Genomic DNA, 25157 nt, shown 5'->3' on the forward strand with positions numbered 1-25157 from the left:
ATGCCGGTATCCGGAATAAGCCCGCGTAGATTAAACAGAGAATTTTAGAATGACATTGTCGACTAGGTCCTCAATGAAGTCGATGACCTTAGACTTGTTGACGGTCACTCCCGAAGGATGAGCGCACGAGTTTCGTGTCCCTAGCTTCTGATCCAGAATCTTCCGAACATCGTTCGAGATGATGCCCGCCGCCCGGCATAGTTCGATGAACTTCGTTTCTTTAATCTCCGTAAAATCATCCCGCTGGGCGACGGAATCGATTTTGACACCCTTGTCCTTCCCCAAGGCTGCGTTGAAGTCTGAGAGCTTGTGCGCGAGGATATAGGCGAACAGGTGGTCCATCGCTAATATCCACGCCATGACGATGGCAGCGCGATTAGCGCCAAGCTCGAAGCAATCGATGGCTTCCTTTAGAAATTCCTTATTCGCTCCGGCCGGGAGCTTGTGTTCCAACCCCCGAAGGGTCGCGCTTGTCTGAGCAGTGACCGTCTCGGCTCCGAGTTTACGCGACAGGGCCTCCCGCATATGACGCTGTAGCTTATATCCACCGTTCGCCTTGATGTATTTTGCTGGCTTGCTCTTGAGTCCTTCGGACAGCCGCGCGCCAACGTTTCCTGGAACAACAAGATCGCACGCAGCAAAGCAATCAGCGACCTGCTTTGGCGTTGCCGCGTCCTGCCCCGATTCCACCGTCAGAAAATAGATGAACAATTCGACGAGCGCGCTCTGACTCTGATTGGCAGCATTCTCGATGGAATTGTAGAAGCGGTTGACCGCCGTGGTCATTCAGCACCTTTCTTCTTCAGCGTATGATTGAAATGGTTGTCACCGGCGATCGTAATGGGCATATCTGTTGACGAACGAAAGTCTATATACCCAAGCTTAGAGCTTGTATCGTAGAAGGCTTGCGCAAATGCCTTGGGGATCTTCTCTCCTGTCGCTTTGAAACACGTGTATACCTGATCCGTATTGGGATTACTAATCTTTAGATCTTCCGTCATAAATTTAAGGAATATGAGAATCTTTTCCGCGTTATTCTTTGGGACATACTTTCCGTAGAAGGTGCCCAATCCCGAAGTATCCAGATTTTTATCAAGCTTCGGCGAGTCCGCTACTACACCGCTACCGCCCTCGTCGCCGTTGGCCTTCTTCTTGGCAGCGGCGCGACGCTTCGCTTTTGGTTTATTAGCCGCACCGCTGGCGGCATCGCCATTTTCAGAAGACACAGGCTCTTGAACAGATGCCGCAGGAGCAGAAGCCACACCCTTTACACTCTCCAGCAACTGCTCTTTGAAATCAGCGTAAATCGCTTGGACAAGTTCGGGATCACCTTCAACGTCGATAATGCCCTGCGAGATGTTGATATGAAGCTTCGCGGTCATGCCACCCCCCTAAAACTGTTGTGCCATCTTGAGTCCCTTGGCACGCTTGAAGCCAAGATAATGGGGTTGTCGACCTCTAAGTGCAAGCGGCCAAGAGAACACCTTTGTTGAACTGTAAGAAGATGCAGCGGGAATGGACCTGCCGTTTCCGAGTTTCAGACGGTCCCGTCGCTTACGCGCCGGGGCTTTTTCACTGACGGCCCTCCGGCTCTCTACAGCGCAATATGGAAGCGCGTTCGCCTCCGGGCTGACACCGCCGCCCCATTGGCGCGGCACACCATTTTTCGTCGCATGTTCGGGCAACGTGCGAGCTGCCATTCCGGCGCACGATGCCGCGCTCGGCGGCGCTGGTTTCGGCATCCAGTCAGGTAGGTTTTTGCCCGGCTGGATTCCCGGCAGGAGGGGCAGAAAAGGCAGAAAGGGCGGAGGGCAAGATTAAAGAAGATGGCACCATGTCGGGCCGCTTCTGGAAATTGTTGTTGTCTGCACACTGGTTAGGCGACCGATTCCGGCACCGTGGTTTTGAGGGGTGGCGTGCCGCGATTTCGCGCAAGGCCTTGGATTTGCTGGGTTTCGAGCGGCACCATACGCCCATATCGGCCGTTTTCCGGGGGTTTTGACTGGAGTCGCGCCCATGAGCGCCGACGAGGAAAAGCGCATCCGATCACGGAATGGCCGCATCTTCCATCGGCGCAGCCTTCCCGCCACGTTGCGCGAGCACGAGGTTGTCCGCGTCGGCGCGGAGATGGCCGAGAACAAGGGGCTACCGTTCCGCGCCGCCGTGGCCGGCGAGAAGGTCAGCGGCAAGTTCACCGGCACCGTGCAGCTATCTAGCGGCAAGTTCGCCGTGGTCGAGAAATCCCATGAGTTCACCCTTGCCCCTTGGCGGCCGGTCATCGACCGCCAGCCCGGCCGCGAGGTCATGGGTGTCGTGCAGGGCGGATCGGTGTCGTGGCGGTTGGGGCGGTAGAGAGGGTTGGGGCGATAGATGCGTCCACCAGACGACATCCAACAGCCTGTTGACTCCCTATTATTCCATTTGATAGGGACTTGTGGATAAAATAGAGAATTTTAGACGACACAAGAGCTATACACGGTGGAGGCTGCCGCCGAGCGCCTGAAACTGCACAACAAGACGGTGCTGCGCTTCATCCGCGAAGGTCGCCTTCGCGCGACAAAGATTGGCAAGCAATACCGAATCCTTCATTCCGATCTCGACGCTTTTGCCGGCGTCGGCTCCGCACGGGAGGCACCGGCTGCGCGCGTCACTGCCGTGGTCGATGTTCCCAACGTCGATCAAGAGCTTTTACGGCGGCTCACGTCGATCATGCTTGGTGCTGCGGGAAGCAGCGAGCAGCGTCCACAGGCCATATCAGTTGACATAGCACATGATCCAATTCGACGCGCCGTGAAGGTCATCGCTGTCGGAACACCCTCGGACGTGTCTGGCCTCCTTAAACTTGTCGATGCGTGCTTGGAGGCTTGACCCCATGGCATCTGTCTTCAAGACCCCGGAAGGGCAGAAAATCGTCTTCGAACGCTATCGAGACATCCTCGGTCAATGGCCGGTTGCGCATCGCCAGCATCGCATTGCCACCCGTCAAGGCGAGACATTCGTGGTCGAGAGTGGCCACGAGGACGCGCCGGCCTTGATATTACTGCACGGGACAGCGGCGAACGCGGCAAGCTGGATCGTCGACATCCCGGTTTGGAGCCAACACTTTCGTGTTTTCTGCATCGACATCATCGGCGATGCGGGATTCAGCGCGCAGGTTCGACCGCCATACGATTCCGATGCGTATGTGAAATGGTTTGACGAAGTGATGGAGGGGCTATCTCTGTCCGCTGCGGCTCTTGTCGGCATGTCGCTGGGAGGATGGGTCGCGCTCGACTATGCTACCCGCCGACCCGAGCGCGTAAGCAAGCTCGTGCTTCTCAGCCCCGGTGGCGTTGGTAAAGCCAAGAACATCCTGCTTTGGGCGCTCCCATTGTTGCTGCTCGGTCCGTGGGGGCGGCGCAAGATGCTTGAACGCATCGGCGGACGGATGGATGAACCACTATCGCCGCCTGCTGCCGCGATTGTTGATATATCCAGCAAAATCTTCACCCACTTTATCCCGCGCAGGTCAACGTTGCCTCAGTTCAGCGACGAAGCCTTGCAGCGGCTAAATATGCCAGTTCTGGCGATCCTCGGTGGAAAGGATGTGTTCATCGACGCACCAGTCACACGACAAAGGCTGGAGCAAAACCTGCCGAACCTCACAATGCACTATCTGCCTGATGCACCGCATTTCATCCCCGGCCATACCGAGGCAGTTCTCCAATTCTTGCAGGGCAAGGAAGTGCAAACATGACCTCGTTGCTTGCTGTCGGCCGTCATGTTGCACGGCCGACAGCGTGAAAGGCAACATCATCAAAGATGGCAACAGATGCAGCGACGGTTTTCGAGGAAGGAGAATGCCCACGCATCGGAGCACACGAATCTTCTAGGTTCGCGTATTCCGTTGGTGTCGTTGATTCAAACGCTCGCCGTCGCCGAGTATCTGAACTTTCGCCATGCCGCCAACGCGCTCGGGGTAGCACAGTCCAGCGTCAGCGCGCGCGTGAAGACGCTGGAGGAAGACCTTGGCATTCTCCTGTTCGAGCGCCATGCGCGTGGCGTGCGACTGACCGAGGCCGGGCGCCACTTCGTCGAACGGGTCGCGGCCGGAGTGGATCATCTAGACCATGCGGTGAAGACCGCAGGCATGGCGGCGGCGGGGGAATGTGGTCGCCTGCGGGTCGGCATCCATGCCCTGATCCCCGGCAGCTTCCTTGCGGAGCTGATCGCGCAATATCGCGAAGACCATCCGGGTATCGGGGTCGAAATCACCGAAGGCACGGCCCGCGATGCGGTGATGCAGCTTCGTGCCAACCGGCTGGACGTGGCGTTCGTCGCCGGCAAGCCCGAGCTACCCGACTGCCATACCCGCCCGATCTGGACCGAACCACTGGTGGTGGTGCTGCCGGATGGGCATCGCCTCGCCGGACAGTCGGCAATCACTTGGGCCGATCTGGTCGGCGACACCTTCCTTGTCCGCTATGGTGGCACTGGCCCGCAGGTCCATGACCATATCGTGCTACGCGTTGCCGGGCGCTGGCCCGCGCCCTCGATCCTGCGCTTCGACGTGGGACGCGGCACGCTGCTGTCCATGGTCGGACAGGGCTTCGGCATTACCATCGTCGGGGCGGCGACGGCGCTGCTGCCGACTACCGGCATTGTCTTTCTGCCGTTTGCCGATGAGCCGGAGCCTGTTGCCTTTACCGCCGTCTGGTCGCCGTTCAATCGCAGCGCCACTCTGCAAAACCTACTCACGCTCGCGAGCAATATGGGTCGCCACCGCGTTTCATCCCAACCAACCCCGCAGCGTTGAAAATGCAAGGTCAGCTTCAGGTGCAACTCGACAATCGGCCAGCGGCTTCTTTGAGCAACAGGGGTGCTGCCAGCATACAAACGCAAAGGCGGCACGCTACAGGTTGCCAATCCCCCTCCATGGTTCGCTTATTTCCGGGACTTTCATCACCCCGGAATCCACCAGAACCAAGGAGGATTCCATGTGCGCAGAGCGCCGCAACGCCCGGAGAGGGCGACCGCGACAGTCGATCCCCGAGCCACTTCCCGACGATCTGTTCGACTACGCCGACGATCCCACGCCAGACGGCCGGACGCGAACCGGCGACGCGCCGCTTCTCGACCCGGACGGACAGAGGATGCGCGTCACCGACGATTGGCCGGAGGACATTCCCGTCACAGAGGCCGAGGTTGATGTGTTCGAGGCGTGGTTCGGCGATCTTTTCGATGAGTTTTTCGGGCCGTGCCGATGATCTGAGAAGGAGGTTTCTGCCGTGACCGCACCCCAACTCTTAAAGGGGGTGCGTGCCGCCCTCTATCTGCGCGTCTCGACTGCCCGGCAGGCCGAGCATGATATTTCCATTCCCGACCAGAAGCGGCAGGGTGAAGCCTATTGCGAGCAGCGCGGCTATCAGCTCGTTGAGACGTACGTCGAGCCGGGCGCAACCGCCACCAACGACAAGCGCCCCGAGTTCCAGCGCATGATCGAGGCGGGCACGTCGAAGCCCGCGCCCTTCGATATTGTCGTGGTCCACTCGTTCAGCCGCTTCTTCCGCGATCACTTCGAGATGGAGTTCTACGTCAGGAAGCTAGCGAAGAACGGCGTCAAGCTCGTGTCCATCACGCAGGAGATGGGCGACGATCCCATGCACCAGATGATGCGGCAGATCATGGCGCTGTTCGACGAATACCAGTCGAAGGAGAACGCCAAGCACGTCCTGCGCGCCATGAACGAGAACGCCCGGCAAGGCTTCTGGAACGGCGCACGGCCGCCTATCGGCTACCGCATCGTCGCAGCCGAGCAGCGCGGATCGAAGATCAAGAAGAAGCTGGAGATCGATCCGCTGCACGCCGACACCGTACGGATGATCTATCGTCTGTTCCTTGAAGGCGACGGCACATCCGGCGCGATGGGCGTCAAGGCCATCGCCACCTATCTCAACGAGCGCCGCTTCTTCACCCGCGACGGTGGGCGTTGGGGATTGGCGCAAATCCACGCCATCCTGACGCGCACCACCTATATCGGCGAGCACAGGTTCAACACGCGCTCGCATAAGAACCGGGAGAAGAAGCCGGAGAGCGAGGTCGCCATCATGGCGGTGCCGCCCCTGATCGAGCGCGAGACGTTCGACGCTGTGCAAGCCCGCCTCAAATCCCGCAATCCCATGGTGACGCCTGCACGCGTGTCGAGTGGTCCCACGCTCCTGACCGGCATCTGCTTCTGCGCTAAGTGCGGAGGCGCGATGACGCTTCGCACCGGCCGGGGCAGCGCAGGGCAGACATATCGTTACTACACCTGCTCGACCAAGGCCCGGCAGGGCAAGACCGGCTGCAAGGGCCGCACGATCCCGATGGACAAGCTGGACCATCTGGTCGCTGATTATATCGGGGATCGGCTGCTCCAACCCAAGCGGCTGGAAACCGTGCTCGCCAGCGTCATCGACCGCCGGCAGGAGCGCACCGAACGTCGCCGTGAGCACCTTGCCGAGCTTCAAAGGCGAATCGCGGAAGCCGACCAGCGCCTTGGTCGGCTCTTTGACGCCATCGAAGCCGGCATGGTGGACAAGGACGACGCCATGGCGAAAGAGCGCATGGTGAGCCTCAAGGCATTGCGGGATCAAGCCGCTGCCGATGCAGAGCGCACGCAGCTCGCGCTCGACAGTTCAGGCAATCAGGGTGTCACCTCCGACATGCTCAAGACCTTCGCCAGCACGGCCCGCCAGCGCATCCGACTGGAAAATGGCGGCTACCGCCGCGACCATCTGCGCGCGCTGACGCAACGCGTCGAGGTTGCCGACGACGAGGTTCGCATCATGGGATCGAAATCAGAACTTCTGCGAACGCTGGTCGCCGCTTCCAGCGTAGAAACGACGGCATTCGGCGTTCAGAGTTCTGTACTGAAATGGCGCACCCGACAGGATTCGAACCTGTGACCTTTGGAATCGGAATCCAACACTCTATCCAGCTGAGCTACGGGTGCATGCGGCGAACGGGATTCGCCTGAGCCGGTTCATAGCCCAGCTTTGCGAGCGCATCAACGGCTAAAACGCAAATTCCTTACCGGCAGCGTCGGTATGTCGAAAACTCAGGTGCGGCGGCCGCGCAAGGCGGCGTCGATCAGCCGGTTGGCGGTCGTCATGCGGATGGTGGCGTTTTCGCGAAAAGCCGGGGAAACGCAGTCGGGATGGTTCCGGCGGGCAAACGTCCGGCGCTTGTCGTGCAGTTCGGCGATGGTGGTCGTTTCGCCGATCGCCAGCTCCGCGGCGATCGCATCGGCATCGAGAACCGTCAGGTAGGCCGGCATGATCCCGTCGTCCCCGGGGCCGGGCGAAGGCTCTGGCCGGTCGGCCAATATGTCGGAATAGGCCCATTCCGAGCGCCGGAGACGCGCGTCGTCCGTTTCCGCCGTCGCCGCCGCGAAAGACATGTTCAATCCCGACACCCGGTGCGCGGGAGACCCCTTACCGTCCTTGTCCGGCTCAGCATCCGCCTCGGCGCGAAGCCGCTCCACCACGGATTGGAAAACCGAACGCCCGAAAAGCATGTCCCCTCCTGTCCGCGAGCCTCCTGCGAGAAGAGCAGACAAGGCTTGCTCGGGGCTTGCTCGGGGCTTGCATCAGGACTGGCTCTGGCTCTGCTCCTGCACCACGGTCAGCGAAACCGTCAGCGTTTCCTCGGCATTGCCGATGCGCAGGCCCGACACCGGCGCGCAATCGCGGTAGCACAGCCCGGTGGCGATGCGGACATAGCGCTCGTCGGGGCAGATATCGTTGGCCGGGTCGAAGCCCACCCAGCCGAGAGCCGGAATATGCGCCTCCGCCCAGGCATGCGTCGCGATCTGTTCCGGCGTCTCTTCCGTCCACAGATAACCGGATACGTAGCGGGCCGGAATGCCGAGCACCCGCGCCGTCGCGATGAAAAGATGGGCGTGATCCTGACAGACGCCTTTCTTCGCTTCCAGCGCCTGTTCGGCGGTGGTTTCGGAATCGGTCGTGCCCGGCATATAGGCAATCGTCTCATGGATCGTTTCCATGAGGGCATGCATCCTGGCAAGCTCACCGTCACCGGTAATGCCGCGCGCCAGCTCGCGGACCAGCTTCCCGGCCCTGGTGCGCGGCGTTTCGCGCAGGTAGAGCCACAAGGGCACGAAGCCCTGATGCGGACCGGTCACGCCGTTCGTGTCGATCGTATCGACGGTGCCGGCGGCGAGGATGCGAACCGCGTGGCGGTCCCCGTCCACCGACACCAGATCGTTGCGATTTCCGAACTGGTCGCTGAAGCCCACCTCGACCTGCGCACCCTTCACCTTGACGCTCCAGTCGAGAACGGTCTGGCTGCGGTCCGAAAGCGGAGTCAGCCGCAGCCGTTGCAGGGTATACGGAACCGGCTGGTCGTACACATACTCGGTCTTGTGCGTGATCTTCAGTCGCATGGATATGATCCCGGTTTGCAACGGAAGCGGCTCACGACGTCACAGATGCGGTGAGCGCTCCATTTCCCCTGTTATTTATGATCCGGCCGCCGGGCGGCTCAGCCCGCGCCGCCCGCAATGTCGTTCCCTCATTCGTCGCGATTCCCGGTTCGCGGCATCAGCTGTAGAACCGGTAGCCATCGGTGATTTCCTGACCGAGCTGATTGTTGTGCCCGACGAAATCCTCGAGAAACTCGTGAAGCCCCTTCTCCATGATCGCATCGATCGTCAGGCTCTGGAGCTTGTCGCTGATCGCCGCGGCGGTGTCATGCGCCGCGTGGCGTTCGCCGTATTCGCCGGCCAGATAGCCGAGATTGTTGACGATCTTCTCGTAGCAATAGATCAGCGAGCGGGGCATCTGGCCGTTGAGGATCAGGAAATGCGCGATGTCGGCCGGCTTGTACTCGCCGTCATAGACCCAGCGATAGGAGCGGTGGGCGGAAACCGAGCGCAGAATCGATTCCCACTGGGCGTTGTCGAGCGAGGAGCCGACATGGCTGACACCCGGCAGGAGGACGTAATATTTCACGTCGAGAATGCGGCTGGTATTGTCGGCGCGCTCGATGAAGGTGCCGATGCGCGAGAAGTTGTAGAGTTCGTTGCGCAGCATGGAGCCGTGGAAGGCGCCGCGCACGAGGCCGGCCCGGCGCTTGATGCACTCGATCACCTCCGGCAGTTCCTGTGCCTTCACCCGCCGCCCGAGAACCTGCTTCAGCTCGATCCAGTATTCATTCGTTGCCTCCCAGGTTTCCCGCGTCAGCGCGGTGCGCACCATGCGGGCGTTGTTGCGCGCCGATTCGATGCAGGAAAAGACGCTGGCGGGGTTCGACTTGTCGCGCAAGAGGTAGTCGATGGCGTCTGCCGCGGTCACGTCGCGGTCTTCGCCGAAGGCCTCGCGCACGCCGGCGCTCTGCAACACGCCGTCCCAGTCGGAATCCGATGCCTGGGAGCGGGTCAGCGACATGCGCAGGCCGGCATCGACGAGGCGCGCAAGGTTTTCGGCACGCTCGATGTAACGGAACATCCAGTAAAGTCCGTTGGCGGTTCTTCCCAGCATGTCTTCAGTCCTCCAGAACCCAGGTGTCCTTGGTGCCGCCGCCCTGGCTGGAATTGACCACCAGGGAGCCCTTCTTCAAGGCGACGCGGGTCAGCCCGCCGGGGATGATTCTCACCTTGTCGGAGACGAGGACATACGGGCGCAGGTCCACATGGCGCGGAGCGATGCCCTTGTTGACGAAAATCGGCACGGTGGACAGCGAAAGCGTCGGCTGGGCGATGTAATTGCCAGGCTTGGCGCGCAGCTTTTCCGCGAAGTCCACGCGCTCCTTCCGGCTCGCGGTCGGCCCGACCAGCATGCCGTAGCCCCCCGAGCCATGAACTTCCTTGATGACCAGTTCCTCGATGTGCTCGAGAACGTATTTCAGGCTGTCCGGCTCGGAACAGCGCCAGGTCGGCACGTTCTGGAGAATAGGCTTGGAGCCGGTGTAGAACTCGACGATTTCCGGCATGTAGGAATAGATGGCCTTGTCGTCGGCGATGCCCGTTCCGGGCGCGTTGGCGATGGTGATGTTGCCGGCGCGGTAGACGTCCATGATGCCCGGCACGCCGAGACAGCTGTCCGGGCGGAAGGTGAGCGGATCGAGGAAATCGTCGTCGACGCGGCGGTAGAGAACGTCGATCGCCTCGTAGCCGCGCGTCGTGCGCATCTTCACCTTGCCGTCGATGACCCTCAGATCCGAGCCCTCGACCAGTTCCACGCCCATCATGTCGGCAAGGAAGGAATGTTCGTAATAGGCGGAATTGTAGATGCCGGGTGTAAGCACGGCCACGCGCGGCTTGCCCTTGCAGCCGGGCGGCGCAAGCGAGGCCAGCGACTGGCGCAACTGGAACGGATAATCCTCGACGCGCTGCACCTTGTTCGCCTGGAAGAGTTCCGGGAACATCTGCATCATCGTCTCGCGGTTCTCCAGCATGTAGGAGACGCCGGAGGGGGTGCGGGCATTGTCTTCCAGCACGTAGAACTGGTCTTCGCCGGTGCGGACGATATCGGTGCCGACGATGTGGGTATAGACGCCGCCCGGCGGGGAGAAGCCGATCATTTCCGGCAGGAAGGCGTCGTTCCGCTCGATCAGCTCGCGCGGGATGCGCCCTGCGCGAATGATTTCCTGCTTGTGATAAATGTCGTCGAGAAAGGCGTTGAGCGCGATGACGCGCTGTTCGATCCCCTGGGCGAGCTTGCGCCACTCTCTGCCGGAAATGATGCGGGGAACGATGTCGAAGGGAATGAGCTTTTCGGAGGAATCCGCGTGTCCGTAAACTGCGAAGGTGATGCCTGTTCGTCTGAATATGTTTTCCGCGTCGCGGGCCTTGTTTTTCAGATGCGCAGGATCCTGACTGGAATACCACTCGAAGTAGGACTGATATGGCTCGCGCGGAACATTGTCCGCATTCATCATTTCGTCAAATGCCAAAGGCGCGGTCCCCAATTTTTTGACCATTTGAATACAATGTTTTGGGCAATGCAAGAACCATGCTCAATTCGGAGCAAGAAATTTCCGACGGGGAATCTGCTGGATTTTACCGGGATTTGAACGAATTTCCGCCCGGCTCGTCTGCACGCGATTTGGTCAATCGCATCGCCTTCGCGGCATGCCGCGGCAAGGCAAGGGCGCCATTGCGTCCGAAAAATGGGCGAATGCCCGTTTTCGCGCCCGTTTCAGGATGGCGACGCCGCCATCCTGATTTCTGTATCGCCTGCTGCGAAAAGATCAGGCCTGCTTCTGCCGCTGCGGGCGGCCCTGGCCGAAGGAGCGCTTGCGGCCTTCGCCGCCCTGCTCCTGACGATGGCCGGCATTGTCGCGGCCGTGACCGAATTTGGGCCGGTTCTTGCCGCGATTCTGGTGCGGCCTGTCGCCATGATCGGCCCGGCCGCCTGCAACCGCTGCGTCACCACGGCCCTCTTCCGAGGCACCCTGGCGGCGCGAGGCGCCGTTCGGGCCGCGCGGCGCATCCGCAGGGCGACCACCACGACCGCCGCGGCCACGCGCCGGGCGCGACGACGGCGCGGAGCCGGCATGCGGCTCGCCGCTGGCCACCGTGATGGAAAGGCCCATCAGGCGCTCGATATCGCGCAGCAGCTTCGCCTCGTCCGGCGCGCAGAAAGCGACGGCGATGCCTTCGCGTCCGGCGCGGGCGGTACGGCCGATCCGGTGGACATAGGCGTCCGGCACTTCCGGCAGGTCGTAGTTATAGACGTGGCTGACGCCCGGAATATCGATGCCGCGGGCGGCGACGTCGGTTGCCACCAGCACGGCGACATCACCGTCGCGGAAGCCCTTCAGCGCCCGCTCGCGCTGACCCTGGCTCTTGTTGCCGTGAATGGAGGCAACCGCGAAGCCCACCTGATCGAGATGCTTGGCGAGCTTTTCCGCGCCGTGCTTGGTGCGCAGGAAGACGATGGCGCGGCCGTCCGGATTGGCGGAAAGCTGCTCCTTGAGGACGACGGTCTTGTCGTTCTTGCCGCCGACGAAATGGACGTACTGCTCGATCTTGTCGGCAGCCTTGCCGGGCGGCGTCACCTCGACGCGCTCGGGATTGGTCAGGTAGTCGCGGGACAGATCGGCGATGGCCTTCGGCATGGTCGCCGAGAACAGCAGGGTCTGGCGCTTCGCGGGGATCAGCTTCGCGATCCTCTTCAGGTCGTGAATGAAGCCGAGGTCGAGCATCTGGTCGGCTTCGTCGAGCACGAGATGGGTAACGCCGGCAAGCGTCACGGCCTTGCGGTTGATGAGGTCGAGCAGGCGGCCGGGCGTGGCGACGAGAATGTCGGTGCCGCGCAGGAGGGCAAGCTGCTGGCGGTTGATCGAAACGCCGCCGACGACCATGTTGATCCTGAGCGGCGACTTGCGCATGAAGCCCTTGAGGCTGGTGGCGATCTGGTTGACCAGTTCGCGCGTCGGGGCAAGGATGAGGGCGCGGACGCCGTGCGGGCCGACCGTCTTGCCGTCGTTCATGAGCTGCTGGATGATCGGCAGGCCGAAGGCGGCCGTCTTGCCGGTGCCGGTCTGGGCGAGACCGATGAGGTCGCGGCCCTGCAATACCAGCGGAATGGCCTCAGCCTGAATGGGCGTCGGCTTTTCGTAGCCGGCCTGCGTCAGGGTGGCCAGAATCTGCTGATTGAGACCGAGTTCGTTAAAATTCGTCAAGTCAATTGCCTTTCGGGGCGTCGAAAAACAACCGGCCGGATTATTCCGGTCTGGTTCGTTTCGACGTCAAGAACCCCGCGTGAAATGGGAACTTGTGGGTTGGAGATGCTTTCAGGCGCATGAAAGCCGCGTGTGCGGCCGGGACATGTGTCGCGCCTTCTTCCTTCCTCTGCGAATCTTCCAAGGCAGGGCACGCTCACGCGGCGGCCGGAAGGGTGAAAGCTGCATCTCAAATGCGGCCTTCGGCGCCATAAGTCAAGGTCTTTTCAGAGAAAGCTTTCATTCCCCTCGCATTGCCTGTCTATTATGGAGACGTCCGACATGTCCCGACAGGCCATCTGGCGGCATGACCATATATTGACATAAAGATATGTTTATGTGACTTGGTGACGACGCAACGAAGGACAGGAGCATGCCCGTGTTTGACGATCTTTTCGGTGAGGAATCTGCAAAACGCGACGGCAGCGAGATTTTCTCCGCCCTCGATAAGGCGGCGCGCGAACGTATTCTCATTCTCGACGGCGCGATGGGCACGCAGATCCAGAGCCTGTCACTGGACGAGGATCAGTTTCGCGGCGAGCGGTTCGTCGGCTGTGCCTGCCATCAGAAGGGCAACAACGACCTTCTGATCCTCACCCAGCCGCAGGCCATCGAGGAAATCCACTATCGCTATGCGATGGCGGGCGCGGATATCGTCGAGACCAACACGTTTTCCTCCACCACCATCGCCCAGGCCGATTACCAGATGGAGGATGCCGTCTACGAGCTGAACCGCGACGGTGCGCGCCTTGCCCGCCGCGCCATGCTGCGCGCGCAGAAACAGGACGGCAAGCGCCGCTTCGTGGCGGGCGCCATCGGCCCGACCAACCGCACGGCCTCCATCTCGCCCGACGTCAACAATCCGGGCTTCCGCGCCGTTTCCTTCGACGAATTGCGCATCGCCTACGGGCAGCAGATCGACGGCCTGATCGACGGCGGTTCCGACATCATCCTGATCGAGACGATCTTCGACACGCTGAACGCCAAGGCGGCGATCTTCGCCTGTGAGGAACGCTTCATCGCCAAGGGCATCCGCCTGCCGGTGATGATCTCCGGCACGATCACCGACCTTTCCGGCCGCACCCTGTCCGGCCAGACGCCCTCCGCCTTCTGGTATTCCGTGCGCCATGCCCGGCCCTTCGCCATCGGCCTGAACTGTGCGCTCGGTGCGGAAGCCATGCGCCCGCACATCCAGGAACTGTCGGGCGTCGCCGACACCTTCATCTCCGCCTATCCGAATGCCGGCCTGCCGAACGAGTTCGGCCAGTACGACGAAACGCCGGAGATGATGGCGCGTCAGGTCGAGGGCTTCGCGCGCGACGGCCTCGTCAACATTCTCGGCGGCTGCTGCGGCTCGACGCCGGAGCATATCGCGGCGATATCCGACGCCGTGAAGGGCCTCGCACCGCGCCAGGTTCCGGAACACAAGCCGTTCCTCGCCCTGTCCGGCCTCGAACCCTTCGTGCTGACCTCCGACATTCCCTTCGTGAACGTCGGCGAGCGCACCAACGTCACCGGCTCGGCCAAATTCCGCAAGCTGATCACGGCGGGCGACTATGCCGCCGCGCTCGACGTGGCGCGCGAGCAGGTGGAAAGCGGCGCGCAGGTCATCGATGTCAACATGGACGAGGGCCTGATCGATTCCGAGAAGGCGATGGTCGAGTTCCTCAACCTCATCGCCGCCGAGCCGGACATCGCCCGCGTGCCGCTGATGATCGACTCGTCGAAGTTCTCCGTCATCGAGGCGGGCCTGAAATGCGTCCAGGGCAAGCCCGTCGTCAACTCGATCTCGCTGAAGGAAGGCGAGGAAGCCTTCCTGCACCATGCCCGGCTGGTGCGCGCCTATGGAGCGGCCGTGGTCGTCATGGCCTTCGACGAGACCGGACAGGCCGATACCTACGAGCGCAAGGTGGACATCTGCACCCGCGCCTACAGGCTGCTGACCGAGGAAGCCGGTTTCCCGCCGGAGGATATCGTGTTCGATCCGAACATCTTCGCGGTCGCGACCGGCATCGACGAGCACAACAATTACGGCGTCGACTTCATCGAGGCGACGAAGACGATCCGCCAGACGCTGCCGCATGTGCACATCTCGGGCGGCGTTTCCAACCTCTCCTTCTCGTTCCGCGGCAACGAGACCGTGCGGCAGGCGATGCACTCCGTCTTCCTCTACCACGCCATTCAGGCGGGCATGGACATGGGCATCGTCAATGCCGGCCAGCTCATCGTCTACGAGACGATCGAGCCGGAACTGAAGGAGGCCTGCGAGGACGTCGTGCTCAACCGCCGTCCCGACGCCACCGAGCGCATGCTGGAGATCGCCGAGCGCTATCGCGGCACGGGCACCAAGGAAGCCCGGACACAGGACCTTTCCTGGCGCGAATGGCCCGTGGAAAAGCGCCTCGAGCACGCGCTGGTCAACGGCATCACCGAATATATCGAGGCCGATACGGAAGAGGCCCGTCTTCAGGCAGCCCGGCCCCTGCACGTCATCGAGGGACCGCTGATGGCCGGCATGAACGTGGTCGGCGACCTGTTCGGCGCCGGCAAGATGTTCCTGCCGCAGGTGGTGAAATCCGCCCGCGTCATGAAGCAGGCCGTCGCCGTTCTCCTGCCCTACATGGAGGAGGAGAAGCGGCTGAACGGCGGCAATGGTGAAAAGAGCGCCGCCGGCAAGGTGATCATGGCGACGGTGAAGGGCGATGTGCACGACATCGGCAAGAACATCGTCGGCGTCGTGCTGGCCTGCAACAATTACGACATCGTCGATCTCGGCGTCATGGTTCCGGCGGCCACCATCCTCGAGACCGCCATCCGCGAAAAGGCCGACATCATCGGCCTGTCCGGTCTCATCACGCCGTCGCTCGACGAAATGGTGCATGTCGCCTCCGAGATGGAGCGCCAGGGCTTCGAGATCCCGCTGCTCATCGGCGGGGCGACGACAAGCCGCGTCCACACGGCGGTGAAGATCCATCCGGGCTACAATCGCGGCCAGGCGATCTACGTCACCGACGCCTCGCGCGCCGTCGGCGTCGTTTCCTCGCTGCTTTCGCCGGATACGAAGGAGACCTACGTCGCCGATATCCGCGCCGAATATGCCAAGGTGGCGGCGGCGCACGCCCGCGCCGAGGCCGAGAAGAAGCGCCTGCCGCTGGCCCGCGCCCGCGAGAATGCCGAGAAGGTCGAATGGGCGGCCTACAGGCCGGTGAAGCCGCAATTCTACGGCACGAAGATTTTCGAGGATTACGACCTCGCCGAACTGGCGAAATACATCGACTGGACGCCCTTCTTCCAGACCTGGGAACTGAAGGGGCGGTATCCGGCCATTCTTGAGGACGAGAAGCAGGGCGAAGCGGCGCGCAACCTGTGGCGCGATGCGCAGGCCATGCTGACGCAGATCATCGAGGAGAAGTGGTTCCGCCCGCGCGCGGTCATCGGCTTCTGGCCGGCGAACGCCGTGGGCGACGATATCCGGCTCTATACCGACGACAGCCGCTCGAGCGAACTGGGGACGTTCTACACGCTGCGCCAGCAGCTTTCCAAGCGCGACAGCCGCCCCAACGTGGCGCTGGCCGATTTCGTCGCGCCGAAGGACAGCGGCGTCGCCGATTATGTCGGCGGCTTCGTGGTGACGGCGGGCATCGAGGAAGTGGCGATCGCCGAACGCTTCGAGCGGGCGAACGACGACTATTCCTCGATCCTGGTCAAGGCGCTGGCCGACCGCTTCGCCGAAGCCTTCGCCGAGCGCATGCACGAGCGTGTCCGCAAGGAGTTCTGGGGCTACGCCCCGGACGAGGCCTTGTCCTCCGACGACCTGATCGCGGAGAAATATGCCGGCATCCGCCCTGCCCCCGGCTATCCGGCGCAGCCCGACCATACCGAGAAGGCGACGCTGTTCGAACTGCTCGATGCGGAAAAGGCGACGGACGTGCGGCTGACGGAAAGCTACGCCATGTGGCCGGGCTCGTCCGTCTCCGGCCTCTATATCGGCCACCCGCAGAGCTATTACTTCGGCGTGGCCAAGGTGGAGCGCGACCAGGTGGAGGATTATGCCGCACGCAAGGGCATGCCGGTCGCCGAGGTCGAACGCTGGCTCGGCCCGGTCCTCAACTACGTGCCGGGCGCCGGCCGGGAGAACAACGAGGCGGCCTGACGGCGGCCTCGCCAAGCCAAGGCCCGTTTCGAAAAGCGGCAAACGATCGGGAATCGTTTGCCGCCAGACTGCTGACAGACCACTCGCCCCCTCTCTTTCGTCATGGTCGGGCTTGACCCGACCATCCACCGCGCCGCCTGCGGCGTGGACCCTCGGGTCGAGCCCGAGGGTGACGAAAGAGGAGGTTTGCCAATACGCAGAGCGGCAAACGATTCCCGTCCATTCGCCGCTTTTGCCTGCCCTACGAGAATGTGTCGCGCATGGCGCGGAAGATCAGCAGCGCCGAGGCGCCGCCGGCATCGTAGCCGGTGAAATCGGCCTGATTGACGGCCCCCGATTTCCTGCCGGCATCGGCCATCACGTGGCCGCCGTTGGCGGCGGTCAGCGCCGTGTCGAGCGCTTCGGACAGGGTCAGGCCCTGCTCAAGCGAATCGAGATAGGCGTTCACGCCGAGTTGCCAGACATCGGCCACGTTGAGGCGCGAGACGCCCGGCGTCCCCTTCTCCTTGAAGCTCGACCCCATCGCCACGAGCGCCTTGCCGAACTGCTCGGGCGTGACCTGCCGGCGGCGCATCAGCGTCGTGCCGGCACGGCGAAAGCCGCTTGCATAAAGCTCGGCGGACTTCGCGTCGATCTTCAGGAAGGCTTCCGCCGTTATGTCGAAGATTTCGGCGGGCGTCGTCCTCGCCGGGTCGAGCGCCGAGAACGTGTCTTCGAGAATGGTGAAGACGTAGGTCATCGTCATGCCGTGATCGCCGTCGCCATCCTCGCCGTCGAGCTGACAGAGCCGCTCCCGGTTCTCGCTCATGGCCACGGCGATTTCCGAAAACATTTCGATGAGATCGAGACTCCTGATCATTCGTTCCCCTTCGGTCAACGGTCGCATGCGCGTTGTGTCACATCCTTGCACACTGTTTTCCACGCCGCCTGCAATTGCAAGACGTTAGTGAACAGCGCCTGAGGCCAAACCGCAAGTTTTTGTAGCAGAAACGGGGCGCGACCTTTTGCCCTTTATTAACCGCGGCGGAGGAAAGTCGCTACAGGCGGCGCGATTCAGTGCGTCCCTTGCCCAGCGATGATCGCGCCATCTCCGACGAGGATATTCGCCATGCCCGTTATTTCCTTCGCCAACGCCAAGGGCGGTGCCGGCAAGACGACGGCTGCCCTGATCCTTGCCTGCGAACTCGCCCGCATGGGGCGGCGCGTCACGCTGATCGACGCGGACCCGCAACGCTGGATCACGCAATGGCACGAGGCAAGCGGCGGCATGAACGGCCTGACGGTGATCTCCGAAGTCACCGTCGCCGCCCTGCACTGTCACATCCGCGAGGCGGTGGAGCGGACCGACTATTTCATCATCGACCTCGCCGGCGCCCGCGATGCGCTGACGACGGCCGCTATCAGCCTTTCCGACCATGTCTTCATTCCGATCCAGGGATCGGCGATGGACGCGCGCGGCGGCGCGCAGATCCTCGACCTCATCGCGTTCCTGAAGGAAAAGGCGGGCCTTGAGATCGCCCATTCGGTCGTACTAACCCGCGTCGCCTCCATGCTGACCACGCGCGCCATGCTGACGATCAAGGGCATGCTCGCCACCCGTGGCGTGAACGTCCTGAACACGGCCATTGCCGAGCGCGCGGCCTACAAGGAAATCTTCGCGGCCGGCGCCACCCTCGCGACCCTCGATCCGGCCCGCGTCTCCAACATCGACAAGGCCGAGGACAACGCCCACGCCTTCGCGCTGGAAGTGGAGCGCATGGTGCCCGTGCGCTCGACCGACGCACCGCCGCGCCGGAAGAACGTCTTCCGCCTCGTCTGGGCCGCCTGAGACCGCCGGCGTCAAAACCAGAAATTGGAAAGCGGTGCAATGCACCGAGAGAGAAGGCCGTCAGGCGGAAACGGCCTCGTCCGCGATCCGGTCCGCGACGTCGTCCCAGGTCGCGATGCCGTCGCGCCATGCGGGATCATGCGGCCGCGTGGCGGCTTCGCGCACCTTCCCCGCCCAGTCGGTCTCGCCGTTCGGATCGTAGGCGACGATGTTCGCCCGGCAGCCGCGGCGCATCAGTTCCGGCGCGAGGATGGGCAGCAGGCAATAGGAATATTGCTGGAGCTTCAGGCTCGATTCCACCAGATAAAGTTCGCGTTCCGTAAGACGGTAGGGCGCAATCCCGAAATCCGCGAACTTGAGATAGGGAATGATGTCTGAAAAGGCCCTCTCCCCGTAGACCGTGACGTTCTGCGGGAAGTCGGCGGGAATGCCGGCACCGAAGAAGTGGAACGTCACGTCCGGGGCATGCAGCGCCATCGCGGTCATCGCGTTCTTGTCGAACAGCATGTTGCCGACCGCCACGCCGTTGCGCGAGCCCGCCGGATAGGGTGAGGTGTCGCAGACGTCGAACCCGCTCTTGTCGATGCCCTGCGGAACGAAGACGACCCTGCTGCCGCTCGGAAGATGCTCCGCCATGCGCGACGACGGGACGATCACCCGGTCGAATTGCGGGGCGATCCGTCTCTCCAGCCGCTGAAGATATTCGGACGCGCCGACCGTGTTGAGCAGGTCGCGGGCGAAGTAGATCGTGCGAGCGGCGGGCTTGAGGCGGCGGACGGCCTCGAAGAAGACGATGGACGTTCCCGATTCGATGACCACGGTATCCGCCCGCAGCACGGCTTCCCTCATGAAACGGGGAAGCACCCTGCCGTAGAGATCGAAGAACGGCGACATGGCCCTGTTGAACAGCGCGCTGCCGGTGCTGAACGGATGCAGCAGCGGCAGGTAGCAGGCGGAACGGTAGCGCGACGCGCTTTCGCGGAACCGGCCCTTCTGCTCCCGCGATAGCTGCCGGTAGAGATCCCGGCTCTTCAGCGCCGTCAGGAGACTGTATCCGACGCTGAGCGTCTCCACGCTATGGCCGCGCGCGGCCAATGCCTCGCTGACGAAATGCACGCTGGTCTTGCGCGTGTTCGGCAGGAAGGCATGCGTGGACAGAAAAAGGAAATTCATCCCGCTGTCCCGACAGACAGGGAGGTCTTCTCGAACCGGCGGTTCCGGCTCAACGGCATCCTGATTTCCGTCATGGGATCGCGGGGCTCTTCCATTGCGCTGCCCGCACTCTACCGCGCCCTGCTTACCGGGGAATTAATCGGCGGAATGGCGCATGCGCAGCCCTTTAGCGCCCATTATCCCCACACTACCCGCCTCGAAACCTGCAAGGGCCCGGCTAGCGCGGCATCGCCATCGCGAGCCTGAAGCACCCCTTCCCCTTCCAGGGAAAAAGCGAAACGGTTTCAGGCCCCGAAAACTTTCGTCATCGCCTCAGCGGCGCGCGGGCGGTGGTGGAAACGGTTGCGGACACGGGGTCGCTCGCGGGGAAAGAATCCTCCAACCCTTCTTCGAGCTCTTCTTCCAGAACCTCGGTATCGCCGGACTGCCGGGCGCTTTCACGCGCGCGGACACTTTCCTCGGGAAGAAGCAGCGTTTCCTGGCGTCGCGACCGGGCGAACTCGCCGAGAAGAGCGCGGGCGGCGGTGATGATCCGCTTGTCGTTCGCCGCGGCCGGAACCTGGAAACGCACGGAAGCGATTGCGCCGGTCTCGGACACGAACTCCACCGTCGGATGCTGCGGATCGTCTCGAATGATGCGTGTGTCGGTAATGAGCATGGTCATCTCCTTGCATTTCATAAGAAACGTCCGTGGAGACGAAAGGTTTCGCCTCCACGCAAGAAATCCGGGAGAATTACTGGTCGATCGCGTAGGAAATATTGACCGTCACGGAATAGGTGTTTTCGCCGGCGGCGACCGGAACGGCATCCGACATTTCCTTCGCGGCGGCGGCGCGCATCATCATCTGCGGCGCCGGCATCGGCCTCATGAAGTTTTCATTGATGCTGATGACGCGGCCGAGCTTGACGCCCGCGGCCTCGGCCAGCGTGCGCGCCTTGGCGATCGCCTCCGACATCGCGTTGCGGCGCGCTTCTTCGACGGCCGCATCCGGCTTGTCGTTGGTGAAGCGGATGTTGCCGCCCTGGTTCACGCCCAGCTTGACCGTGCTGTCGATCACGCCGCCCAGCTTGTCGAGGTCGCGCACGCGCACGGTCAGGCCGTTCTGCACCTGGTAGCCGATGATGACCGGCGGCTCGTAACGGCCGTTCTTCGGCTCGTCATGGCGGTACTGCGGCTGGATGGTGAAGCCGGACGTCTGCACGTCCTTTTCCTCGATGCCCTGCTCCGCCAGGGCGGCAAGGACGTCGGCCATCGCCGTGTTGTTGGCGGACAGCGCCTCGGCGGCGGTCTCGGCCTCGCGCAGCACGCCGAGGTCGACCACGGCCATATCCGGCGCGAGCGCCGCCGTCCCCTCGCCCGAAACGGTGATCGTCGCCTCTGCGGGCGCCGGCGCGGCCTGCTGGGCGCCGGCCGGTAATGCCGCCAGCGCCAGACCTCCGGTCGCGGCTGCGGCGAGAACGAAATGACGAATGGACCGAGAACGCATGCTTTCCTCCTTTGTGGACTGTCCCGCTTTCCTGCCCGGCGATTGTGGGTTGATTACGGCGCGCTTGAGACTCTCGGAAAATTCGGCTAGAGGAACCTCCGTCCGGCGGCCATTGCGCCGGCAACCTGCGGCCGCGCCGCCGGGCCTGTAGCTCAATGGTTAGAGCCGGCGGCTCATAACCGCTTGGTTGGGGGTTCGAGTCCCTCCGGGCCCACCAGTCTATATTTTTTCCAATTAAATCAATAATTTAAGAGAACGCATCTTTTTAGAGATTTTTGGGGGTAACAAAAGTCTCCGATGCCCCCCCCCCGCGTTCGTGTGCCGTGTTACCCCGGAGGATCGCTCAATGAGTAATGGCGAGGGTGACGCTTGAGGCTATTTACCAAACACTAACAACTACTTATTGAACTTTGTCTAGCGTTCAGGTACCCAGGTCAGGCGCATGTATTGCACGCTCACGGCTGCGGGTTCGTGTCCGAGATGTTGCAGGTACTTCGTTACGGTCACTGCGCCTGATATTCTCGCTCAACGAATACGGAGACTTCATGAGCACACTGAGTCGGCTTTGGGCTGGTAACATTTACGGCACGAACACCGGCAACGTGTTCGTCGAACTCGACCCCAGTAACCAGGACAACCTGAAGGGTCTGATCCGACTACAAGACCACCTTTTCGGACTTGCGCTGTTTGATGTGGACGGAAAGTTCGACGGCAAGATACTCCTACTCTGCGGAACTGCCAAGCAAACGGCAGAGGGCGTCGCGGCGGGCGATATTGAAGTTAATGGGACGCTCACTGAAAACGGGCAGGTCCGGGGTCGATGGTCATCAACGCTCGGGACAGGCGGCACATTCATCCTGCATCCGCATGACCAAGACAACTCGGCGACCAAACAGGGTCCGTCGCCCGAACAGCTACATACTGCTGTTCGGCAGATAGGCGCTGTCCGGCTTTATGCCGAAGATGTGCGTCACTTGATCCAGTTTATTGCCAGCGACTTTGGACACAATACGGTCACGGTCAGCTTCCGCGAGCGCCGCATCGAGACCAACATGTATGCCGCCGACTTCCTCAACGAGAGCGAGAGACTGGGTGAGCACCGTTACCTTCGGCTTTATATTCAGGAGCCGGACCTTTACGGTGTGAATAAGATGGTTGTGATCGAATTGAATGCCGAAGGCGAAAACGAAGTTCGCGTTCAAGGCGCTCAGGAAAGTTGGGTCACGGGCAAAGCCGAGTCTTTGGTCGCTCACATGAGAAGTTTCGAGAAGCCCTTGGCAACATCTGTGCGGAAGTTCGGTCTGAACGTGAATGGGCTAATGCTGCTTTTCGTTGTCGCTTTGATCCCAGACTTGGATTTTTGGGGGCGCATCGCATTTCTTGCAGCTGTGGTGCTTATTGCAGCTGTGGTCGTGCAGATGCACAAGAGGCTGATCCCCAACACCGTGATCTATCTCAGCCCTCGCAAGCCGGGAATTGTTGGACGCGCATTGCCAACATTCCTCTCTTGGGGATTGGCATTTACCTCAGCCTTGGTGGCAGCGGTAATCTATGGTCTTATCAATGGCGAGATACCAAAACCGTGGTAGAAAAACATTCGGATTTGAGAGGGAGCATCTGAGTGAATGACCCGAAAAACTTCAATGATTTCAACGACAACCCCCTGCCTTCGGGCCCACCGTTTTTCTTTAAAACCAAATACTTATACATAAACTTTCCGGTAAAAAATCCGAGGGAGACGTCGGATTTCTCAACCCTCTCCAAGACGGCTGAAACGGCTTCGGCCACGGTCGCTGGACCGTGGCCGAAGCTTGTCGGGAGCGGCGGGTAGTCTGCCCGCCGCCGGGTTTTCGTCAGTTCATGCCGAGCAGGTTGGGCAGGAAGAGCGATATTTCCGGTATGTAGGTGATGATCCCCAGAAAGACGAGCGCCGTCAGAAGCCACGGAATCACCGCTTTCGACACCTCCGTCAGGCCGAGCTTCGAAATCGCCGAGCCGACATAGAGGTTGAGACCCACCGGTGGCGTGCAGAGCCCGATCTCCATGTTGACGATCAGCATGATGCCGAAATGGACGGGGTCCACGCCGAGCTTGACCGCCACCGGATAGAGGATCGGCGCCATGATCAGCACGATGGCCGAGGGCTCCATCACCATGCCGATGACCAGCAGCATGACGTTCACCATCAGGAGGAAGCCGATCTTGCCGAAGCCGAGGTTGACGATCCAGTCCGACAACGCCTGCGGGATCTGCTCGGACGTCAGGATGAAGGCGAACATCACGGCATTGGTGATGATGTAAAGCAGCATGGCCGACATGCCCGCGGAGGTCAGCAGGATCCTCGGCACGTCCTTCAGGCGGATGTCACGATAGATCCACACCGCCACGATGAAGGCATAGACGGCCGAGACGGCGGCGGCTTCGGTGGGGGTGAAGATGCCGCCATAGATGCCGCCCATGATGATGACGATCAGCAGCAGGCCCCAGATGCTTTCGCGCAGCGCCCGGAAGCGCTCGCCCCAGCTTGCCCGCTCCATGCGCGGATAGCCGCCCTTCCAGGCCTTGAGGAAGGTGGTGAAGCCGAGCATCGCCGCCAGCATCAGGCCGGGAACGACGCCGGCGATGAACAGCGTGCCGATGGAAGCGGAAAGCACGGTCTCGCCGTTCGGGCCCTGCACCACCATGCCCGAGGTCGCCACCGCATACATGACCATGACGATAGAGGGCGGAATGAGGATGCCGAGGCCGCCAGCGGAAGCGACGGTGCCGACGCCGAAATGCGGCGGATAGCCCATCTTCACCATAGCCGGGATGAGGATGGAGCCGACGGCCATCACGGTGGCCGGGCTGGAGCCGGAAATCGCCGCGAACAGCGCGCAGGCCAGCACCGCCGCAAGCCCCATGCCGCCATACCAGTGACCAACCATCGAGGTCGCGAAGCGGATCATCCGCTTGGCGACGCCGCCGTGGGTGAGGAAGTTCCCGGCGAGGATGAAGAACGGGATCGCCATGATCTCGAACTTCTCGATGCCGGTGAACAGCTTCAGCGCGATGCTGTCCATCGGGATGTTGGTGAAGGCGAACAGGAAGCTGAACACCGTCAGGCCGAGCGCGATGGAAACCGGCATGCCCGTCGCGAGCAGGACGGCGAGGATTGCGAAGATGATGAGGGCGGTCATGCGCGGCCTCCCTGATGGGTATCGGCGCCCTCATCCCCGATCCCGTCCACGGCACCGTGGTCGTGATGGGCGATGTAGCCGGTGGTGAGATAGAGATAAAGCGCCTGGATGAAGCGGAAGCACATCAGCGCCGAGCCGAGCGGCACGGCCAGGTAGACGATCCACATCGGCATTTCGAGGTCGGCCGAAATCTGTCCGCCTCTCCAGACGTGATAGACGAAGTCGGTGCCGATCCAGGTGATGATCGCGGTGAACAGGATGCCGCCGGACATGGCGATGGAAGTGACGATCCTGCGCCATTTCTCGTTGAGGCGGATCACCAGCATGTCGACGCCGACATGGATGCCCTGCCGCACGCCGTAGGCGGCGCCGAACTTGGCCATCCACACGAACAGGTAGATACAGGCCTCCTGCGCCCAGGTCAGCTTGAGCGAGTTGATGGAACGGAAGGTCGAACGCGCCCAGGCCATCAGGGTGGGCATGTCGTTGGCCCGGCCAAAGGCCACGAGATCGGCGGCGAAGCCGATGGAAAAACGGTGAACGACCGCGACGAAGATCAACACCACGGCGGCAGCCATGAGAAAGGAGATCAGGATTTCTTCGAAACGGTCGAGGATGCGCAGCAACAT

21 protein-coding genes, 2 tRNA genes and 1 pseudogene are annotated in these 25157 nt (G+C 61.8%); 10 read left to right on the forward strand and 14 right to left on the reverse strand.

All coding sequences use genetic code 11. The features are described 5' to 3' along the window. Positions 1 to 30 precede the first annotated feature (30 nt). Together NOF55_RS05200 and NOF55_RS05205 are read right to left on the reverse strand one after the other, a co-directional pair. On the reverse strand, positions 31 to 786 hold the full coding sequence (locus NOF55_RS05200; protein WP_306410285.1) for a hypothetical protein: 756 nt from the start codon (positions 784 to 786) through the stop codon (positions 31 to 33). Continuing rightward, positions 783 to 1382: a hypothetical protein gene (locus NOF55_RS05205; protein ID WP_306410286.1), complete on the reverse strand. Its 600-nt coding sequence runs from the start codon at positions 1380 to 1382 to the stop codon at positions 783 to 785. Before NOF55_RS05205 ends, NOF55_RS05200 begins: the two co-directional genes overlap by 4 nt. 661 nt (positions 1383 to 2043) lie before the next feature. Here NOF55_RS05205 and NOF55_RS05210 point away from each other — a divergent pair. From NOF55_RS05210 to NOF55_RS05235, 6 genes and pseudogenes are all read left to right on the forward strand, one after another. Beyond that, positions 2044 to 2352 (forward strand): annotated as a pseudogene (locus NOF55_RS05210) (DUF3363 domain-containing protein); the annotation flags it as partial. Positions 2353 to 2478: 126 nt separating this feature from the next. Further along, a complete protein-coding gene (locus NOF55_RS05215) occupies positions 2479 to 2868 on the forward strand; it encodes a helix-turn-helix domain-containing protein (protein WP_306410287.1) in 390 nt (129 codons plus the stop codon). A 4-nt stretch (positions 2869 to 2872) separates the two neighbouring features. Next, entirely contained in the window at positions 2873 to 3736 is an 864-nt protein-coding gene (locus tag NOF55_RS05220) for an alpha/beta fold hydrolase (protein WP_306410288.1), read from the forward strand. A 75-nt stretch (positions 3737 to 3811) separates the two neighbouring features. Further along, positions 3812 to 4795 (forward strand): LysR family transcriptional regulator, encoded by a 984-nt coding sequence (locus tag NOF55_RS05225; protein ID WP_306410289.1) that lies wholly within the window; start codon positions 3812 to 3814, stop codon positions 4793 to 4795. 181 nt (positions 4796 to 4976) lie between these two features. Then, entirely contained in the window at positions 4977 to 5246 is a 270-nt protein-coding gene (locus NOF55_RS05230; protein WP_306410290.1) for a hypothetical protein, read from the forward strand. A gap of 21 nt (positions 5247 to 5267) precedes the next feature. Continuing rightward, a complete protein-coding gene (locus tag NOF55_RS05235; protein WP_306410291.1) occupies positions 5268 to 6926 on the forward strand; it encodes a recombinase family protein in 1659 nt (552 codons plus the stop codon). Here the strand turns inward: NOF55_RS05235 and NOF55_RS05240 are convergent. The 6 genes from NOF55_RS05240 to NOF55_RS05265 form a co-directional block, all read right to left on the reverse strand. After that, positions 6897 to 6973 (reverse strand) — tRNA-Arg (locus NOF55_RS05240). The two genes, NOF55_RS05235 and NOF55_RS05240, sit on opposite strands and share 30 nt — an antisense overlap. Before the next feature lie 105 nt (positions 6974 to 7078). Beyond that, the gene (locus NOF55_RS05245; RefSeq protein WP_306410292.1) at positions 7079 to 7537 is read right to left on the reverse strand and encodes a hypothetical protein; all 459 of its coding nucleotides are present in this window, start codon (positions 7535 to 7537) and stop codon (positions 7079 to 7081) included. Between the two features lie 72 nt (positions 7538 to 7609). After that, positions 7610 to 8425 (reverse strand): transglutaminase family protein, encoded by an 816-nt coding sequence (locus tag NOF55_RS05250; RefSeq protein ID WP_306410293.1) that lies wholly within the window; start codon positions 8423 to 8425, stop codon positions 7610 to 7612. Between the two features lie 157 nt (positions 8426 to 8582). Next, complete coding sequence (locus NOF55_RS05255) at positions 8583 to 9521, reverse strand: alpha-E domain-containing protein (RefSeq protein ID WP_306410294.1); 939 nt, start codon at positions 9519 to 9521, stop codon at positions 8583 to 8585. Between the two features lie 4 nt (positions 9522 to 9525). Next, entirely contained in the window at positions 9526 to 10935 is a 1410-nt protein-coding gene (locus NOF55_RS05260) for a circularly permuted type 2 ATP-grasp protein (protein ID WP_306410295.1), read from the reverse strand. A 297-nt stretch (positions 10936 to 11232) separates the two neighbouring features. Continuing rightward, a complete protein-coding gene (locus NOF55_RS05265) occupies positions 11233 to 12669 on the reverse strand; it encodes a DEAD/DEAH box helicase (protein WP_306410296.1) in 1437 nt (478 codons plus the stop codon). Between the two features lie 418 nt (positions 12670 to 13087). Here NOF55_RS05265 and metH point away from each other — a divergent pair, with 418 nt between their 5' ends. Next, positions 13088 to 16861, forward strand: a complete 3774-nt coding sequence (metH, locus tag NOF55_RS05270) for a methionine synthase (protein WP_306410937.1) — start codon at positions 13088 to 13090, stop codon at positions 16859 to 16861. Between the two features lie 241 nt (positions 16862 to 17102). Here the strand turns inward: metH and NOF55_RS05275 are convergent, their stop codons facing one another. Then, entirely contained in the window at positions 17103 to 17720 is a 618-nt protein-coding gene (locus NOF55_RS05275; RefSeq protein ID WP_306410297.1) for a DAK2 domain-containing protein, read from the reverse strand. A 249-nt stretch (positions 17721 to 17969) separates the two neighbouring features. Here NOF55_RS05275 and NOF55_RS05280 point away from each other — a divergent pair, with 249 nt between their 5' ends. Then, complete coding sequence (locus tag NOF55_RS05280) at positions 17970 to 18689, forward strand: AAA family ATPase (RefSeq protein WP_306410298.1); 720 nt, start codon at positions 17970 to 17972, stop codon at positions 18687 to 18689. 60 nt (positions 18690 to 18749) lie between these two features. Here the strand turns inward: NOF55_RS05280 and NOF55_RS05285 are convergent, their stop codons facing one another. The 3 genes from NOF55_RS05285 to NOF55_RS05295 form a co-directional block, all read right to left on the reverse strand. Then, complete coding sequence (locus NOF55_RS05285) at positions 18750 to 19862, reverse strand: GumK N-terminal domain-containing glycosyltransferase (RefSeq protein WP_306410299.1); 1113 nt, start codon at positions 19860 to 19862, stop codon at positions 18750 to 18752. 304 nt (positions 19863 to 20166) lie between these two features. Beyond that, positions 20167 to 20520 (reverse strand): hypothetical protein, encoded by a 354-nt coding sequence (locus NOF55_RS05290; protein ID WP_306410300.1) that lies wholly within the window; start codon positions 20518 to 20520, stop codon positions 20167 to 20169. Between the two features lie 76 nt (positions 20521 to 20596). Next, positions 20597 to 21349 carry an SIMPL domain-containing protein gene (locus tag NOF55_RS05295; RefSeq protein ID WP_306410301.1) on the reverse strand — a complete coding sequence of 251 codons (753 nt, stop codon included), beginning with the start codon at positions 21347 to 21349 and terminating at the stop codon, positions 20597 to 20599. 141 nt (positions 21350 to 21490) lie between these two features. Here NOF55_RS05295 and NOF55_RS05300 point away from each other — a divergent pair. Further along, positions 21491 to 21566, forward strand: a tRNA-Ile gene (locus NOF55_RS05300). Between the two features lie 328 nt (positions 21567 to 21894). Further along, positions 21895 to 22938 (forward strand): hypothetical protein, encoded by a 1044-nt coding sequence (locus tag NOF55_RS05305; RefSeq protein WP_306410302.1) that lies wholly within the window; start codon positions 21895 to 21897, stop codon positions 22936 to 22938. A gap of 264 nt (positions 22939 to 23202) precedes the next feature. Here NOF55_RS05305 and NOF55_RS05310 read toward each other — a convergent pair whose 3' ends face one another. Both NOF55_RS05310 and NOF55_RS05315 read right to left on the reverse strand, forming a co-directional pair. Further along, positions 23203 to 24528 (reverse strand): TRAP transporter large permease, encoded by a 1326-nt coding sequence (locus NOF55_RS05310; RefSeq protein ID WP_306410303.1) that lies wholly within the window; start codon positions 24526 to 24528, stop codon positions 23203 to 23205. Then, a complete protein-coding gene (locus NOF55_RS05315; RefSeq protein WP_306410304.1) occupies positions 24525 to 25157 on the reverse strand; it encodes a TRAP transporter small permease in 633 nt (210 codons plus the stop codon). The genes NOF55_RS05310 and NOF55_RS05315 overlap by 4 nt, the downstream gene beginning before the upstream one ends.

Source organism: Ectorhizobium quercum (genome assembly GCF_026552795.1).
In the GTDB taxonomy this organism is placed as follows: Bacteria; Pseudomonadota; Alphaproteobacteria; order Rhizobiales; family Rhizobiaceae; genus Ectorhizobium; species Ectorhizobium quercum.